The sequence below is a fragment of the Nonomuraea sp. NPDC002799 genome (assembly GCF_053592075.1).
This window is the reverse complement of sequence record NZ_JBSFVA010000013.1, coordinates 135,435-150,911: the sequence shown is the minus strand read 5'-3', so window position 1 is coordinate 150,911 and position 15,477 is coordinate 135,435. Positions and strand designations below refer to the sequence as shown.

At 69.6% G+C, this 15,477-nt stretch carries 16 protein-coding genes; 7 read left to right on the top strand and 9 right to left on the bottom strand.

Features of this window, described 5'->3' with window-relative positions; genetic code table 11:
- Nucleotides 1-50: 50 nt before the first annotated feature.
- The gene (locus ACWD0F_RS24330; protein WP_449879021.1) at nucleotides 51-1,352 is read right to left on the bottom strand and encodes an MATE family efflux transporter; all 1,302 of its coding nucleotides are present in this window, start codon (nucleotides 1,350-1,352) and stop codon (nucleotides 51-53) included.
- Nucleotides 1,353-1,633: 281 nt separating this feature from the next.
- On the opposite strand from ACWD0F_RS24330, the gene ACWD0F_RS24325 reads away from it, so the two are divergent.
- Complete coding sequence (locus ACWD0F_RS24325; protein WP_449879020.1) at nucleotides 1,634-3,982, top strand: replicative DNA helicase; 2,349 nt, start codon at nucleotides 1,634-1,636, stop codon at nucleotides 3,980-3,982.
- A gap of 261 nt (nucleotides 3,983-4,243) precedes the next feature.
- Here ACWD0F_RS24325 and ACWD0F_RS24320 read toward each other — a convergent pair whose 3' ends face one another.
- The 4 genes from ACWD0F_RS24320 to ACWD0F_RS24305 form a co-directional block, all read right to left on the bottom strand.
- Nucleotides 4,244-4,606: a nuclear transport factor 2 family protein gene (locus ACWD0F_RS24320; RefSeq protein WP_449879019.1), complete on the bottom strand. Its 363-nt coding sequence runs from the start codon at nucleotides 4,604-4,606 to the stop codon at nucleotides 4,244-4,246.
- A gap of 360 nt (nucleotides 4,607-4,966) precedes the next feature.
- Entirely contained in the window at nucleotides 4,967-5,782 is an 816-nt protein-coding gene (locus ACWD0F_RS24315; RefSeq protein ID WP_449879017.1) for a hypothetical protein, read from the bottom strand.
- On the bottom strand, nucleotides 5,779-6,279 hold the full coding sequence (locus ACWD0F_RS24310; protein WP_449879015.1) for a SigE family RNA polymerase sigma factor: 501 nt from the start codon (nucleotides 6,277-6,279) through the stop codon (nucleotides 5,779-5,781). The genes ACWD0F_RS24315 and ACWD0F_RS24310 overlap by 4 nt, the downstream gene beginning before the upstream one ends.
- Before the next feature lie 174 nt (nucleotides 6,280-6,453).
- Nucleotides 6,454-6,840 (bottom strand): winged helix-turn-helix transcriptional regulator, encoded by a 387-nt coding sequence (locus tag ACWD0F_RS24305; RefSeq protein WP_449879013.1) that lies wholly within the window; start codon nucleotides 6,838-6,840, stop codon nucleotides 6,454-6,456.
- A gap of 83 nt (nucleotides 6,841-6,923) precedes the next feature.
- Here ACWD0F_RS24305 and ACWD0F_RS24300 point away from each other — a divergent pair, with 83 nt between their 5' ends.
- On the top strand, nucleotides 6,924-7,319 hold the full coding sequence (locus tag ACWD0F_RS24300; protein ID WP_449879011.1) for a PPOX class F420-dependent oxidoreductase: 396 nt from the start codon (nucleotides 6,924-6,926) through the stop codon (nucleotides 7,317-7,319).
- A gap of 174 nt (nucleotides 7,320-7,493) precedes the next feature.
- Complete coding sequence (locus tag ACWD0F_RS24295; protein WP_449879009.1) at nucleotides 7,494-7,952, top strand: universal stress protein; 459 nt, start codon at nucleotides 7,494-7,496, stop codon at nucleotides 7,950-7,952.
- 52 nt (nucleotides 7,953-8,004) lie between these two features.
- On the opposite strand, the gene soxR is transcribed toward ACWD0F_RS24295, so the two are convergent.
- Entirely contained in the window at nucleotides 8,005-8,520 is a 516-nt protein-coding gene (gene soxR, locus ACWD0F_RS24290) for a redox-sensitive transcriptional activator SoxR (RefSeq protein WP_449879007.1), read from the bottom strand.
- A 93-nt stretch (nucleotides 8,521-8,613) separates the two neighbouring features.
- Here soxR and ACWD0F_RS24285 point away from each other — a divergent pair, with 93 nt between their 5' ends.
- Nucleotides 8,614-9,528 (top strand): SMP-30/gluconolactonase/LRE family protein, encoded by a 915-nt coding sequence (locus tag ACWD0F_RS24285; protein ID WP_449879005.1) that lies wholly within the window; start codon nucleotides 8,614-8,616, stop codon nucleotides 9,526-9,528.
- 2 nt (nucleotides 9,529-9,530) lie between these two features.
- Here the strand turns inward: ACWD0F_RS24285 and ACWD0F_RS24280 are convergent, their stop codons facing one another.
- Nucleotides 9,531-10,259: an ABC transporter permease gene (locus ACWD0F_RS24280; protein WP_449879003.1), complete on the bottom strand. Its 729-nt coding sequence runs from the start codon at nucleotides 10,257-10,259 to the stop codon at nucleotides 9,531-9,533.
- The gene (locus ACWD0F_RS24275; RefSeq protein ID WP_449879001.1) at nucleotides 10,256-11,161 is read right to left on the bottom strand and encodes an ABC transporter ATP-binding protein; all 906 of its coding nucleotides are present in this window, start codon (nucleotides 11,159-11,161) and stop codon (nucleotides 10,256-10,258) included. Before ACWD0F_RS24275 ends, ACWD0F_RS24280 begins: the two co-directional genes overlap by 4 nt.
- 109 nt (nucleotides 11,162-11,270) lie before the next feature.
- Between ACWD0F_RS24275 and ACWD0F_RS24270 the strand changes: the two genes are divergently transcribed.
- The 3 genes from ACWD0F_RS24270 to dnaN all read left to right on the top strand — a co-directional run bounded on the left by ACWD0F_RS24270 (nucleotide 11,271) and on the right by dnaN (nucleotide 14,694).
- A complete protein-coding gene (locus ACWD0F_RS24270; protein ID WP_449879000.1) occupies nucleotides 11,271-12,701 on the top strand; it encodes a sensor histidine kinase in 1,431 nt (476 codons plus the stop codon).
- Nucleotides 12,698-13,351 carry a response regulator transcription factor gene (locus ACWD0F_RS24265; RefSeq protein ID WP_449878998.1) on the top strand — a complete coding sequence of 218 codons (654 nt, stop codon included), beginning with the start codon at nucleotides 12,698-12,700 and terminating at the stop codon, nucleotides 13,349-13,351. The genes ACWD0F_RS24270 and ACWD0F_RS24265 overlap by 4 nt, the downstream gene beginning before the upstream one ends.
- A 245-nt stretch (nucleotides 13,352-13,596) precedes the next feature.
- The gene (gene dnaN, locus ACWD0F_RS24260; RefSeq protein ID WP_449878996.1) at nucleotides 13,597-14,694 is read left to right on the top strand and encodes a DNA polymerase III subunit beta; all 1,098 of its coding nucleotides are present in this window, start codon (nucleotides 13,597-13,599) and stop codon (nucleotides 14,692-14,694) included.
- 131 nt (nucleotides 14,695-14,825) lie between these two features.
- Here dnaN and ACWD0F_RS24255 read toward each other — a convergent pair whose 3' ends face one another.
- Nucleotides 14,826-15,287: a MarR family winged helix-turn-helix transcriptional regulator gene (locus tag ACWD0F_RS24255; RefSeq protein ID WP_449878995.1), complete on the bottom strand. Its 462-nt coding sequence runs from the start codon at nucleotides 15,285-15,287 to the stop codon at nucleotides 14,826-14,828.
- Between the last annotated feature and the right edge of the window lie 190 nt (nucleotides 15,288-15,477).

The window sequence follows — 15,477 nt, the reverse complement described above, 5'->3', positions numbered from 1 at the left end:
GAACCCGCCCACCATGTCTTACCATGTGGACAACCTCAAGCACGGAAGGGTCACGCCCCGGTCACCAGCCAGGCAGTGCCGGCGGCCCGGCGGACCAGGGTGATCCACCGCGCGATCATCCACACGCCGAGCGCGCACCACAGAGCGACGACCCCGAACCGGGCCGCCACCAGCGCGGCGGGCAGGTACGCCAGCGTCGTCCACACGCCCGCCCAGGCGAGATACCGCTGGTCGCCCGCGCCGATGAGCACGCCGTCGAGCACGAACACGATGCCGCAGATCGGCTGGAACAGCGCCACCGGCCACATCAGGGCCAGCAGCAGCTCGGCGACCTGCGGATCGGCGTCGAACAGCCCCGGCAGCACCGGGCGGGCGACGACGACGAGCAGGCCGAGCACGACGCCGCACCACAGGCCCCACCGGACCATGCGCGCGGTCGCCTCCTTGGTGGCCGCGACGTCCCCGGCGCCGAGCGAGCGTCCCGTGATGGCCTGCCCGGCGATGGCGATGGCGTCCAGGGCGAAGGCGAGCAGCGTCCACACCTGGGTGGCGATGGCGTACGCGGCCAGCTCGGCCTCGCCCAGCCTGGTGGCGATCACGGTGGCCGCCAGCAGCACGATCCGCAGGCACACGGTACGGATGAGCAGCGCGAACCCGGTCGTACCCGCCTGCCTGACCCCGTCCAGACCCGGTAGCAACGACGTCCCCAGCCGCCGCGCGCCCCTGGCCACCACGGCGAGGTAGACGAGCGCGCCGAGCGTCTGGGCCAGCACGGTGCCCCAGGCCGACCCCGCGATGCCCCAGCCCAGCCCCAGCACGAACCACGCGTTGAGCGCCGCGTTCAGCGCGAACGACCCCACCGCGACGACCAGCGGCGTGACCGTGTCCCGCAGCCCCCGCAACACCCCGGTGCCGGCCAGCACCACCAGCATGCCGGGCGTGCCGAGCAGGCTGATCCGCAGGTACGTCACCGCCTGCGCGCTCTGCTCCGCACTCGCCCCGAACCACGCCACGACGGCGGGCGCCAGCGGCCAGAACACCGCGATGAGCGCCACGCCGATGCCCAGCGCCAGCCAGATCCCGTCCACCCCGCTGCGCATGGCCCGCGTGTGCTGGCCGGCCCCCGACAGGCGGGCCACGGACGCTGTGGTGCCGTAGGCGAGGAAGACGCACAGGCTCACCAGGGTGGTCAGGACCGTGCCCGCCACCCCCAGAGCCCCCACTGCCGTAGTGCCCAGCCCGTGCCCCACGATGGCGTAGTCGGCCAGCAGGAAGAGCGGCTCGGCCACCAGCGCGCCGAACGCGGGCACGGCGAGCCGCAGGATCTCCCGGTCTCTAGTGGTAAGGGGCATCTGTCTATTATGACCCTTACACGGCGTGTCGGCGAAACTTTCTTTCCTCCACAGCCGGTGGATAGCGTTTCCGCAGGTAGGAGCCGGTCTGTGGATATCGCCCAAGAGTTATCCCCAGGTCCGTCCACAGGCCTTTCACACCCTGGGCGCGATCGTGCACAGCTTGACCACAACGTTATCCACAGGCTGCGTTGCCGATGGACTCCGACTCCGCGAAACTGTCAGCCCGGTCGGCTACATGTGGGGGTGGTGCGACCGTCGGCTGTTCGAGGGGGCACAGTGTGAGCAATGACGGAGATACGGGCGCGGGCCCTGGTTTTGAGCGCACACCCCCGCACAACATCGACGCGGAGCAGTCCGTGCTCGGCGGCATGTTGTTGTCCAAGGACGCCATCGCCGACGTCGTGGAGATCCTGCGGTCCGACGACTTCTACCGCCCCGCCCACCAGATGGTCTACGACGTCATCACCGACCTCTACGGCAGGGGCGAGCCCGCCGACGCGGTGACCGTCTTCGACGAGTTGCAGAAGCGCGGCGAGATGGCCCGGGTGGGCGGCGCCGCCTATCTCCACACCCTCACCGCCGTCGTGCCGACCGCGGCCAACGCCGGCTACTACGCCAAGATCGTCAGAGAGCAGGCCATCCTCCGCCGCCTCATCGAGGCCGGCACCCGCATCGTCTCCTTCGGCTACGGCGGCCAGAACGAAGAGGTCGACGACCTCGTGGACCGCGCCCAGGCGGAGATCTACAAGGTCACCGAGCGCCGCACCTCCGAGGACTACGCGCCGCTGGCCGACATCATGCCCGGCGCCCTCGACGAGCTGGAGGCCATCGGCAGCCGGGGCGGCCAGATGGTCGGCGTCCCCACCGGCTTCCAGGACCTCGACCAGCTCACCAACGGCCTCCACCCGGGCCAGATGATCGTCGTGGCCGCCCGCCCGGCCATCGGCAAGAGCACCCTCGGTCTAGACTTCGCGCGCTCGGCGGCGATCAAGCACGGGATGACCACGGTCATCTTCTCGCTGGAGATGTCCCGCAACGAGATCACCATGCGCCTGCTCTCCGCGGAGGCCCGCGTGGCGCTGCACGCCATGCGCTCCGGCATGATGGGCGACGACGACTGGACCCGCCTGGCCCGCCGGATGAGCGAGGTGGCCGAGGCGCCGCTGTTCATCGACGACTCGCCCAACATGTCGATGATGGAGATCAGGGCCAAGTGCCGGCGGCTCAAGCAGCGCAACGACCTGCGGTTCGTGGTCATCGACTACCTCCAGCTCATGAGCTCGCCGAAGAAGACCGAGAGCCGCCAGAACGAGGTCTCGGAGATCTCCCGTGCCATCAAGCTGCTGGCCAAGGAGCTGGAGGTGCCCGTCATCGCGATCTCCCAGCTCAACCGTGGTCCCGAGCAGCGCACCGACAAGCGCCCCGCGGTCAGCGACCTGCGTGAGTCGGGGTGCCTGACGGCGGACACGCGAGTCCTGCGGGCCGACACGGGCGCGGAGACGTCGCTGGGCGAGCTGCTGGAGTCCGGCGCGCGCGACGTTCCCGTCTGGTCGCTGGATGAGAAGTTGCGGCTCGTGCGGCGCACCATGACGCACGTCTTCCCCAGCGGCACGAAGGAAGTGTTCAGGCTGCTGCTGACGTCGGGCCGGGAGATCAAGGCGACGGCCGGCCACCCCTTCATGACCTACGAGGGCTGGCGGCCACTGGGGGAGATCGGCCCGGGTGCCCGCCTCGCCGTCCCGCGCCACGTCCCGGCCCCCCGGGACCTGCAGGAGTGGTCTGAGGGCGAGGTCATCCTGCTCGGAGGCAGTCCTGGCGGTCAGGAGCGATGCGTTCCCCAGGGGGTCTTCTCCCTGCCCAAAAGGCAGATCGCCCTGTTCATCCGGCACCTGTGGACGACCGGCGGACGCGTCTGGTGGGACGAGGAGCAGAGCCGGTCGCGGATCTCCTACGCCTCGGCGAGCCGGCGCCTGATCGACGACGTCGCGCGTCTGCTCCTCCGGTTCAACGTGATGACGCGCGTCGAGACGACACAGCAGGGCGACCATCGGCTGTACGTCGACGACGCGTCCAACCAGCTGCGCTTCCTGGACGAGGTGGGCGTGCCCGGCGACCAGGCCGCTCGCTGCGTGTCGGCACTGCGGGCGGCCAAGGGCGGCCCGGACCTCGACACGGTCCCGCGCGAGGTCTGGGACCGCGTCCGCGGCGCGCTGGCCGACCAGGACCTGACCGGCTCAGGACTCCTGGTGAAGCAGCGGCCCGGCCGGGAGCGGCTGGGCCGGGTGGCGGCGATCCTGGACGACGCTCAGATGGACATGCTGGCGACGAACGACGTCTTCTGGGACGAGATCGCCTCGATCGAAAGCCTGGGGGAGCAGCCGGTCTATGACGCCACGGTGCTGGGCACCCACAACTTCGTGGCCAACGGCATAGCCGTGCACAACAGCATCGAGCAGGACGCCGACATGGTCATCCTGCTGCACCGGGAGGACGCCTACGAGCGGGAGTCGCCGAGGGCGGGTGAGGCCGACCTGATCGTGGCCAAGCACCGTAACGGCCCGACGGCCACGGTGACGGTGGCGTTCCAGGGCCACTACAGCCGTTTCGTCGACATGGCCCAGCACTAATCCCCCGTTGTGCAGGGTCTCAACGATCTTGGCACCGATCTGGCACATGTGCCAGATCGGTGAGACAGCCTTTCGGTGAGGGGGTGTCTCTGAGTACTGGCTTTGATCCTTTCGTGCATGGGCCGGAGCTGGGATACCAAGATCCAGTCCTTGATCTTGCCGGGATGGCCTGGCTTCCAGCGTCGGCCCGCCCCCCGGGGGCGGTCGAACCTCGTCGGTGACCATCCGGCCGGCCGGTCGTCGGGCAACGTGTCGGCTATGTCAATCGGTCGTGCCGGCGTGCACGGCGATGATTCGCCAGCCGTGCGTCTCGCTGTACAGCCAAGTACGGGTGTAGCGCATCCTGGCCGCGAACGGCGTACCGGAGACGGTCCCTTCGACGGTGCCGAGAAACCACGTCACCCCGGTGCGCCCATCGGCGAGCACGGTCAACTCCTCCTCGGCCACCCTCGTCATCACCTGAGTCCGAGTGCGGTGCAGCTCCAGGTCGTCCGCCTTGGTCGCAACGTTCGCACCGAAGGTAAAGATCAGCCGATCATCCAGCAGCCGATCCAGCGCCTCGACATCTCCAGCGAGCTGCGCGGCCTGGAGCCGGCGCTCGGCGTCCCGCAAGTCCTCCATCATGAGGTCCACCCTCCCAGCCGGCGCCGTATCCGCGCCAGGACGTTCACGCTCGGCTGATCTTTGCGGTCCGATCCAGGGACTCCGATCGCCACCAGGCATTCCTTCAGGACACGTATCCGAGCGCCAAGCAAATCGCCACAGCCTGCGGAACCACGAGCGAGCACATCCGCTACATCCTCGATGAGCACCCCGTCGATCGACCGATCCTGACCATCAGCCCGTCCGGAGACGTGGCCTGGCCACTCGCGCATCCGGTGACGGCCGTCCTGCTCTGGTCGGCCGCGCTGCTGGTGATCTTCGTTCCGCTGTCGCTCCGCGCCTACATGCGCAGAGGACGCTGAATGCTCCAGGCAGCAGCGGTCATGAAGTGCTCTGACCGCGCTCGACGGCTCCGACGGGCTCGGAGGTCGTGGGGGTGCCGGGGGCCGGGCGGTCGTAGATGCCGACCGCCCATTCGCCGGGCCGCTCGCCGACCTCCGCCGAGAGACGTTCGAGCACGTCCGGGTGGGAAAGCGCGGCACCAGCGGCCCGCTCGTCGCACGTTGCCGACTTCGTGAACCGCAGGCAGCGGCCGAGCTCCTCGGCGACCCTGACAACAGGCGCGTCCGAGGGGAAGACCCACACCTGTATCGCATGCGGGCCCTTGAGCCATCCGGAGGGCGCGGAGAGCCGGTCGTGGTGTCCGCCCACCCCATCTCCGCACCGTCCGGACGTGCCGCCCGGTTCACCGCTCTTGAGCGGGGACGAGACGACCACCCAGGCTTGAGGATCGCCGCAGACCACCTTGTAGCCGGTAGAGACACTTGCCGGCGTGAACGTCACGGTCCGGTCGACGCCCGTGGTGTTGAAGCGCTGGGAGTGGATGAGGGAAAGGCTGAACCGTTCGGCTCCCAGCACCACGGGGAAACTCTCGGGCAGTGCCGGGGCCGCCTCGACCCGCGCCGAGCTGGGTGGCTGTGCCACCACGGCCCGGTCCGTCCGGACGGGGCCCGTCAGAAGGACGGCGGCGGTGGCGGTGACGGCCAGCGCCGCCCCGACGCTCAGCGCACGCCGGGCCCGGCGCGTCCGGCGGCCTCGCCGGATGATCGCGTCGAGGTGGGGGACCGGCTCCCGGCCGGTCGCGTGGTGGGCGTGCTTCTCCAGGAGCGTGCGCAGGTTGCTCTCCGTAGGCCTCATCGCTGGAGCTCCTCCAGGTTCATGGTGCGGATGTCTGGATCGACCCGGAGACGGGTCAGGGCCCTGCTGAGCTGGCTCTTGACCGCGCCCAGCGAGCAGCCGACGAGGTCGGCGACCTGGGTGAGCGTCCGCCCCTCGAAGTAGTGCAGGACGATCACCGCCCGTTGGCGTGACGACAGGGTGCCGATGGCGTTCCACAGAGCCGCCCGGTCGTCCACCGCAGCGGCCTGGTCATGCGGATCGGCCGTCTCGGGCAGGGTCTCGGCCGGCACCTCACCGCGCCACAGCCGGCGCCACCACGAGGCGTGGGTGTTCACGATGATGCGATAGACGTACGGATCGGGGTTGCCTTCGATCCGTCGCCAGGCCACCCAGGCCTTGGCCAGCGCAGTCTGTACCAAGTCCTCGGCCGCGCCCCAGTCCCGGGTAAGGAGGTACGCCATCCGGCACAGCCGTAGATGGCGATGCGCCACGTACTCGGCGAACCCGTCGTCCATCAGTCATCTCCGTCTCATCGTCTCCAGCGATGACTACTACGTGGGAGGCGGATTCGGATGACAGGCGTTCATGTCGAAGCTCAGCCGGTTCGATGGCTGCTGGATCATGACAAGCTCACCGATGTGGTTCAGCTGCTCCCCGGGTGGACCGGCGATCGGTGCTCCTCGTGAGCGTCACTGTGAGGCGGCGGCGTCGTAGGCGTCGCGGGCGTGGACGACGGCCGTACGGTGGCGTTCGGCCCACCCGGTGAGGCCGAGCAGGTGGTCGTACAGCTCGCGGGCCATATCGGTGGCGACGTACTCGACCTTGGGCGGCACCGTGGGGTAGACGGTGCGCGTCAGGAGGCCGTCGCGCTCCAGATTGCGCAGGGTGAGCGTGAGCATGCGCCGGCTGATGCCCTTGATCGCGCGCTCCAGCTCGGTGAAGCGCACCGGTCCGCGGGTCGCCTCCATCAGGATGCCGATGCTCCACTTGCCACTCACCCGGCCGAGCACGTCGAGAACAGTGCACGCTTCCCCGCCGTCGACCTGGTCGGGAACACAGGTGTTCCGCTGTGACATAAATGTCCCTTCTTCCGCCGGCGTCCCCGGTTACAGATGATGGTCACTGTAACAATGTGTTCACCTATGGAGGTCAGAGCCTTATGTCGATCACGTTCGACGACGCCACGCGGAAGTTGCTCGACGACAGGAACTTCGCGACGGTCGCGACCTTGAACGCCGACGGCGGGCCGCAGACGTCGATGGTGTGGATCCTGCGTGAGGGCGACACGGTGCTGTTCTCCAGCACCCGCGAGCGGCACAAGGTCCGCAACCTTGCCCGGGACCCGCGGGTCAGCCTGACCGTCTTCGACAACGCCAACCCTTACCGCACTGTGGAGGTGCGCGGCACCGTCGAGCTGGTCGAGGATCGCGATCGTGCCGTCCAGCTGGCGGTCTCGCACAAGTACCTGGGCGAGGACCCGCCGCCCGACCCCGAGCACACGGTACGCGTGGTCGTCTGCGTCACTCCCCACAAGGTGACCAGCTTCTCGGTCTGATCGCGCCCCGCCACGACCTCTCGGGCAGCACAGTTGTTCGTGCCCAGCGACCGCGCTCACCTCCGAGCCCCACACCGTTGCGGACATTATGTGACGGAGCAGACAGTTCTTCCCGGGATGGCGTTCGATCACTTCGTTGCTGCAACAGATGAGTGAGCGAAGGGAAAGAACGCCATGACCATCCTCGTCGCCTATGACGGTTCGGCCGACTCGCGCAGCGCCATCGAGTTCGCCGCCAAGCATCTCGCCGCCGAGCCCACCCTTGTCGTGACCGTGTGGGAGCCGCTGCTCGTGCAGCTCAAGAAGTACCCGCTGGCCGCGGGCGCGCTCGACGCCGACACCGAGGACGCGGCGCACGCCCAGGCGGACCAGCTCGCCAAGGAGGGCGCCGAGCTGGCCCTCGCGGCGGGGCTCGCCGACGTGACCTATCGGGCGGTCGCCGACAACGAGTCGATCTGGAAGACGATCGTGGACGTGGCGGACGAGATCGACGCGTCGCTGATCGTCACGGGGTCGCGGGGGCTGGCCGGGGTCAGGTCGGTGCTGCTCGGCAGCGTCTCCAACCACGTGCTGCACCACGCGCGCCGGCCGACCCTGATCGTCCCGCCGCCGAAGCCCCCCGCGAAGGCGTAGCCCCCCGCGAAGGCGTAGGCCGCACGCTTCTCGCCGGCCAGCCGAAGGCCCGTCAGGAGCCGGACGCCGTCAGGGCCGAGGGTGCGGCGCAGTAGCTCTTCTCCGGCGGGCAGAGCCGGGTGTCGATGCGACGGGCGCCCGGCCCTTCGTCCCCCAGCCGGTCGTGCGGGTTGGCCACCGGGCACCGGTCCAGCGACAGGCAGCCGCACCCTATGCAGTCGGTGAGGTCGTCACGCAGCCGCTGGAGCTGCTCGATGCGGTCATCCAGCTCGCCTCGCCACGCGGCCGACAACCGGGCCCAGTCCTCGCGGGTGGGCGTGCGCTCGTCCGGCAGCTCCGCCATCGCGTCCTTGATGGTCTTCAGCGGGATGCCGAGGCGCTGGGCCAGCCGGATGAACGCCACCCGGCGCAGGCTGTCACGCGAGTAACGGCGCTGGTTCCCGGCCGTACGGCGGCTCGTGATCAGGCCCTTGCCCTCGTAGAAGTGCAGGGCGGACACGGCGACGCCACTGCGTTCCGCGAGCTCGCCGACGGTGAGCTCCTTGGAGTTCCAGGCCACCTTGGTCATACCTTGAGATTACTTGAGGGTCCGCTCGAAGAACGTCTCCAGGACGACGACCGTCCGCGTCCTCTTGTGGTCCGCCTGATTATGGTGGACGCCATGACGGACACGATCCCCACTGAGTTCGAGGTGCTCGACGAGCGGTTCGCCGCGATCGGCGGCGACGACCGGACCGAGCGGCTGCACACCGGCACCCGCTGGGCCGAGGGCCCCGTTTACTTCCCGGCCGGCCGGTTCCTGGTCTGGAGTGACATCCCCAACGAGCGGATGTTGCGCTGGGACGAGATGACCGGCGCGGTGGGCCCGTTCCGCCTGCCCTCCGGCTACGCCAACGGCAACACCCTCGACCGCGAGGGCCGGCTGGTCACCTGCGAGCAGGGCAACCGCCGCGTCACCAGGACGGAGCACGACGGCTCGATCACGGTGATCGCCGACCGCTGGGAGGGCAAGCGGCTCAACAGCCCCAACGACGTGATCGTCCGCTCCGACGGCTCCGTCTGGTTCACCGACCCGCCCTACGGCATCAGCAGCGACTATGAGGGCGTCGCCGCCGAGCAGGAGATCGACGGCTGCCACGTCTACCGCGCCGATCCGGTGACGGGCGAGGTGCGCATCGTGGCCGGCGACTTCGTCCGGCCCAACGGCCTGGCCTTCTCGCTCGACGAGAGCCGCCTCTACGTGGCCGACACGAGGGCGCGGCATCTGCGGGTGTTCGACGTGCGCGCGGACGGCACCCTGACCGGCGGCAAGGTCTTCGCCGAGGGCACCGACCAGGACAACTTCGACGGTGTGCGGCTCGACAACACCGGCCGCGTCTGGGCCGCGGCGGGCCGGGCGGTGCTCTGCCACGACCCCGACGGCACCCTGATCGGTCGGCTGAATCTGCCGGAGGCCGTGGCCAACCTGGTCTTCGGCGGGCTCAAGCGCAACCGCCTGTTCATCACGGCCTCCTCCTCGCTCTACTCCCTGATGACCAACGTCACGGGCGCGCGCCCGGTCTGGGCCGGACGCTAGCCTCACTCCCACCTGAACAAGCGCACGGCCAGTCCGCCGAAGATCACCAGAGCGGCGGCCACCACCACCAGATGCAGGAGTTGCGGGGCCTGTCCCGCCCAGGTGTCCCTGAGCATCTGCGTGAACGGTCCGGCCACCGAATAGTCGCTGACCGTGCGGAGCGCGTCCGGCATCAGGTCACGCGGCAGCCACATCCCGCCCAGGAACATGAGCGGGAACATCACCGCCGACCCGATGCCGGGAGCGACTCTGCCGTTGGGCGCCACGGCGGCGATCACCAGCCCCATGGACATCAGCGCCGCGGTGCCGAGCAGGAAGACCAGGATGAATCCGGCCCACTGCCGCGGCGCCGACGAGCCGAACATCACCGAGCCCGCCACGATGAGGAGCACCGTGGAGATGGCCCCCACGGCCAGGTTGATGAGCAGTTGGGTGCCCAGCAGCCGCGCCGGGTGCACCGGCGTGGTGGACATCCGCCGCAACACGCCCCGCTCGCGGTATCCGGTGAGCACCGTGGGCACCACGCTGAACGCCATCATCAGCAGCGCGAGGAGCACCATCACGCTGGGCATCTGCGTGTCCACGGGCCGCTCTCCGCCCGGCCCGGCCACCGTCATGACCGGGATGGCGGAGCCCAGCACGATCAGCAGGAGGACCGGCAGCCCGAGGGTGAACAGCAGGGCCGGCCAGTCGCGCAGGGTCAGCTTGGTCTCCATGACGAGCATCTTCATGACAACTTCCTTCCGGTGAGCGCGAGGAACGCGTCGTCGAGGGTGGCCTGTTCGATCCGCAGGTCCCCGGGGACGATCTGCTGCTGGGCCAGCGCGAGGGTGACGGCCGGCGCCAGGTTGCCCGAGCCGGTCACCACGACCTGGCCGCCGCTCCGGGAGATCTCGCGTACCTCCGGCAGCGCCAGCAGCAGCGCGTCCTCGACCGGCGCCGACGGCCTGAACCGCACCCGCTGCTCCTTCCCGACCTGCGCGATCAGACCGGAAGGGGTGTCGGTGGCGACCACCTTGCCCGCGTCGATGAGGGCGAGCCTGTCGCAGAGCCGCTCGGCCTCCTCCATGAAGTGCGTGACGAGCACGATCGTCACGCCCGAGTCGCGTACCTGCTCCACCAGCTCCCAGGTGTCCCTGCGGGCCTGCGGGTCGAGCCCGGTGGTCAGCTCGTCGAGCACCGCCACGCGCGGCCGGCCGACCAGCGCCAGCGCCACGGACAGCCGCTGGCGCTGCCCGCCGGACAACTCCTTGAACCTGCTGTCCCGCTTGCCGGCGAGCCCGACCCGGTCGAGCAGCTCGGACCAGTTCGCGGGGTCGGGGTAGAAGGAGGCGTAGAGGTCCATGGCCTCCCAGACCTTCATCTTCTCCGGCAGCTCCGCGCTCTGCAGTTGCATGCCGAGCACCAGGCTCAGCTCCCGCCGGTCCCGCCGCGGGTCCAGGTCGGCCACCCGCACGGTGCCGCCGTCCGGGGCACGCAGGCCGGCGACGCACTCCACGGTGGTGGTCTTGCCGGCTCCGTTCGGGCCGAGGATGCCGAAGATCTCGCCCTCCGCCACCTCGAACGACACGTCGTCGACCGCGAGGTGGTTCGGATACTGCTTCCGCAGGTTCCTGACCTCGATGATTTTCATGTCTCAGACGCTAGGGAATGCCGATGGATCAGTGAATGTCGTTAGATGCCGAGCAAGGGTGTACCTAGGTGCATTGGCCGCACCAGGTGCGCTGCAGCAGACTGGAAGCATGCTGCGAAGGCTCGGTCAGGTGATGGCACTGCTCGCGCTCCTCGTGATCGAGGTGCCCGCGATCCCCGTCGCCGTCCTCATGCTGCTCTTGTCGTTCGCGATGGGCATGGTCTTCCTCTTCCCGCCGCAGGTGCGGCTGGTCAGAGCCCTGGCCGAGCTGCACAGGCGGCTGCTGCGCGCCTGGACCGACGTCAACATCGAGGCCCCCTACCTGCCCAAGCCCCCGCCTCCGCGGCCGCAGTCGGACGGCATGTACCGCTCGGAACGGACGCTCTACAAGACACCGCGGGTCCCGGCCTGGAACAACCGCTGGAAGTGGCTGGTCACCGATCCGGCGACCTGGCGCGACGGGCTCTGGTTGCTGCTCGACCCGGTGCTGAAGGTGGGGCTGCTGCCGCTGTTCATCCTGCTCCCCGCACGGGGCCTGCGCCTGTACGCGCTCTGCGGCGACATGCTGCTCGGCGCGACGACCGCCAGCCGCCTGGCCGGCCAGGTGACCCACCTGCGGCGCACCCGCAACCTGGCCGCCGACTCCCAGGCGGCCGAGATGCGCCGGATCGAACGCGACCTGCACGACGGCACGCAGGCCAGGCTGGTGGCCATCGGCATGACACTCGGCGCGGTCGAGCAGCTCGTCGACCAGAATCCGTCGGCGGCCAAGGCCCTGCTGGCCAAGGCCAGGGACGCCTCCTCCGACACGCTCACCGAGCTGCGCCAGGTCATCCGGGGCATCCACCCTCCGGTGCTGGCCGAGCGGGGGCTCGCCGACGCGGTGCGGGCGCTGGCCATGGACAGCGCGATCAAGGTCGACGTGGACGTCGACCTGCCGCATCGCCCGGAGCCGCCGGTGGAGGCGGCCATCTACTTCGCCGTCAGCGAGCTGCTCGCCAACGCCGCGCGGCACGGTGACGCCCGCCGCGCTCATGTGGACATCAGCGCCAACGGCCCCCATCTGCGCGTCACGGTTCACGACGACGGTCTGGGCGGCGCCGACCCGGACAAGGGCAGCGGCCTGGCCGGCATCGACCGCCGGCTGGCCGCCTTCGACGGGCTGCTCGCCGTGCACAGCCCGCCCGGCGGTCCCACCACCGTGTCGATGGAGCTGCCCCGGGCGCTGCCCGATCGCTGGGGCGGCCTGGGCGGCACCATGCCGCGCTGGAAGATGGCCGCGGTGATCGCCCTCTGGGCCACGGCCTGGTGCCCGACGTTTCCGCAGGGCTTCGTGGCCGCCATCTTCAAGATCTTTTCCATTGAGGAGAAGACGTGGTTCCTCGCTCTGCATCTTCCCGAAATCTGGCAATGGCCGGTCATCCTGGGCATGATCACGCTCGGTGTCGGCATGCATGTCATGGCCATGCTCATTCCCGCGACCCACGACCGAGAAAGCTGGATGGCGCACGCGACGCCCGCCAAACCCTGGTACCCATGAACAAGCGCGTTCTCATCGCCGAAGACCTCTACCTGCTCAGAGACGGGCTGGTCCACCTCCTCCAGGCGCACGGTTTCACGGTCGTGGCCGCCGTGGAGTCCGGTCCCGAGCTGCTGAAGGGGCTGGTCGAGCTGCGGCCCGACGTCTCTGTCGTGGACGTGCGGCTGCCGCCCACGTTCACCGACGAGGGCCTGCAGGCCGCGCTCACGGCCAGGAAGCAGGTGCCGGGGCTGCCGATCCTCGTGCTGTCCCAGCACGTCGAGCAGCTCTACGCGCGTGAGCTCCTGGCCGACGGGTCGGGCGGGATCGGTTACCTGCTCAAAGACCGCGTCTTCAACGCCGAGCAGTTCGTCGACGCCGTACGCCGGGTCGCCGAGGGCGGCACCGCCATGGACCCGGAGGTCATCGCCAAGCTGCTGGCCAGCAATGCCCGGCACGAGCCGCTGGCCGCGCTGACGCCCAGGGAGCGGGAGGTGCTGGAGGCCATGGCGGAGGGACGCTCCAACGCCGCGATCTCCCAGCGGCTCTTTCTCAGCGAGAGCGCCGTGGCCAAGCACACGGCCAACATCTTCGGCAAGCTCGGCCTCGCCCCTTCTGACGACGACAACCGCCGGGTGCTCGCGGTGCTCGCCTACCTCAACAGCCGCTGACCGCCGCGGGTTCGCCTGCCGTAGTAGCTGGAGATTGCCGCGTGTTCGCCTGCGGTAGTAGCCGGAAATCGCCGCGTGTTCGCCTGCACCAACCGTCGGAAACCGCCTCTTCGTCGCCTGTGGCCGTTCTTCGGCAGCTCGGGGCCATGCCTCGGCAGCGAGGGTCATCTCTCGGGACGGCACCGAGTTGTCGGTAGCACCGGCTATTTTCATAGGGGCACGGCGCGACGAAGGGGTGGTAACAGGTGAAAATCCGGGTTAACCGCGATGTACTGGCTGATGCGGTGGCGTGGGCCGCCCGAGCGCTGCCCAGCCGCCCTGTGGTGCCCGTGCTCTCCGGGCTGCTGCTCGAAGCGGGCGATGACCTGACTCTGTCCGCCTTCGACTACGACGTCTCCGCGCGCGCCACGGTCGAGGCCGACGTGGCCGAGGCGGGCAGCGTGCTGATCCCCGGCAAGCTCCTGGCCGAGATCAGCCGGAGCCTGCCCGCCGACGACGTCGAGATCGTGATCGAGGGCCAGGAGGCGGTGCTGACCTGCGGGAGCGCCGAGTTCGGCCTGATCACGATGCCGGTCGAGGACTTCCCGAGCATGCCGGCGATGCCGCCGGGCATCGGGGCGATCGGCGGCGGCGTGTTCGCCTCCGCCGTCGGCCAGGTGGCGCCCGCGGCCAGCCGCGACGACACGCTGCCCATGCTCACCGGCATCAGGGTCGACATCGAGGGCGAGTCCGTCGCGATGGCGGCGACCGACCGCTACCGCATCGCCGCCCGCGACTTCACCTGGCGGCCCGCCGGCTCCGACGTCGCCGTGTCGGCCATGGTGCCGGCCCGGGTGCTGGTCGAGGTGGCCAAGTCGCTGCGCGGTGGCGAAGTGTCGATCGCGATGGGCGACGGGGTGGCGGGCTTCGAGAGCATCGGGCGCAGGACGACCGTGCGGCTGCTCGACGAGCAGTTCATCGACTATCGCGCGCGGCTGACCTCCGACTGGTCGATCAGGGCCGACGTGGCGGTGACGCCGTTCGTCAACGCGATCAAGCGCGTGGCCCTGGTGGCTGAGCGCAACACCGCGATCCGGCTGTCGTTCAGCCAGGGGCAGGTGCTGATCCAGGCCGGCGGCGGCGACATCGGGCGCGGCGCCGAGATGGTCGACTGCGAGCTGCGCGGTGAGGACATCCAGATCGCCTTCCAGTCGCAGTTCCTGCTCGACGGGCTGACCGGCATCGAGAGCGAGCTGGCCGCCATCCACATGGAGTCGCCGACCAGGCCCGCCCTCATCCAGGACGTGCCGGGCGACGCCCAGCCCGTCTTCCGCTACCTGGTCATGTCGCTGCGTCAGAGCTGAGGCCGCTCATATCACTGCGCGAGCGCTGAGGCTGGTCATGTTGCTGAGCCAGCGCTGAGGCTGGTCACTGTGCGGGGCTGGGGCTGGTCACTGTGCGGGCTGGGGCTGGTCACTGTGCGGGCTGGGGCTGGTCACTGCGTGGGGGCTGAGGCCGACTGTCGCTCGACGACCAGCTTGAAGACCCTTTTGAACTCCGCGTACGCCTGCTCGCCCACGGCCTGCGCGTGCGCGGCCTCCATGGCGGCCAGGATGGCGTCCGACCTGGCCATGTGGTCGCGCCCCTTCTCGGTGGGCACGATCAGCTTGGCCCGCCGGTCGGCCGGATCCGGCCTGCGCTCGACGTAGCCGAGCTCGACCAGCTCGTCCACGAGCGTGCCGATCACCTGCTTGTGCTGGCCGGACTGCGCGGCCAGATCGGTGGCCCTGCTGCCCTCCTCGTCCAGATAGGCCAGCACCGCACCGTGCCGTGGCCGCGTCTCGCCGTGGCCCTGCTCGGACAGCGTCGCGAACAGCTCCCGCTGCAGACTGAAGAGGGTTCTGCCGGCCAAAACGCCGAGATCGGGGTCGTCCTGCTTACGCCGGCTCCTGCGCATCTCATCCTCCGTCCACGCCGCCGAGGTCCTGCGCACCCTTACGGGCCCGGCCGGCCTCTCACCAGGAAGGCGGTGCGAGGGCTGGAGCAGGCGCAGGGCGATGGGTGGGCGGCTACCCGACGCCGGCGTTCCACAGCTCTGATGGGCCGCCCTGCCGGCTCGCTCATCGCCCGCGATCGCTCGCCGCCCA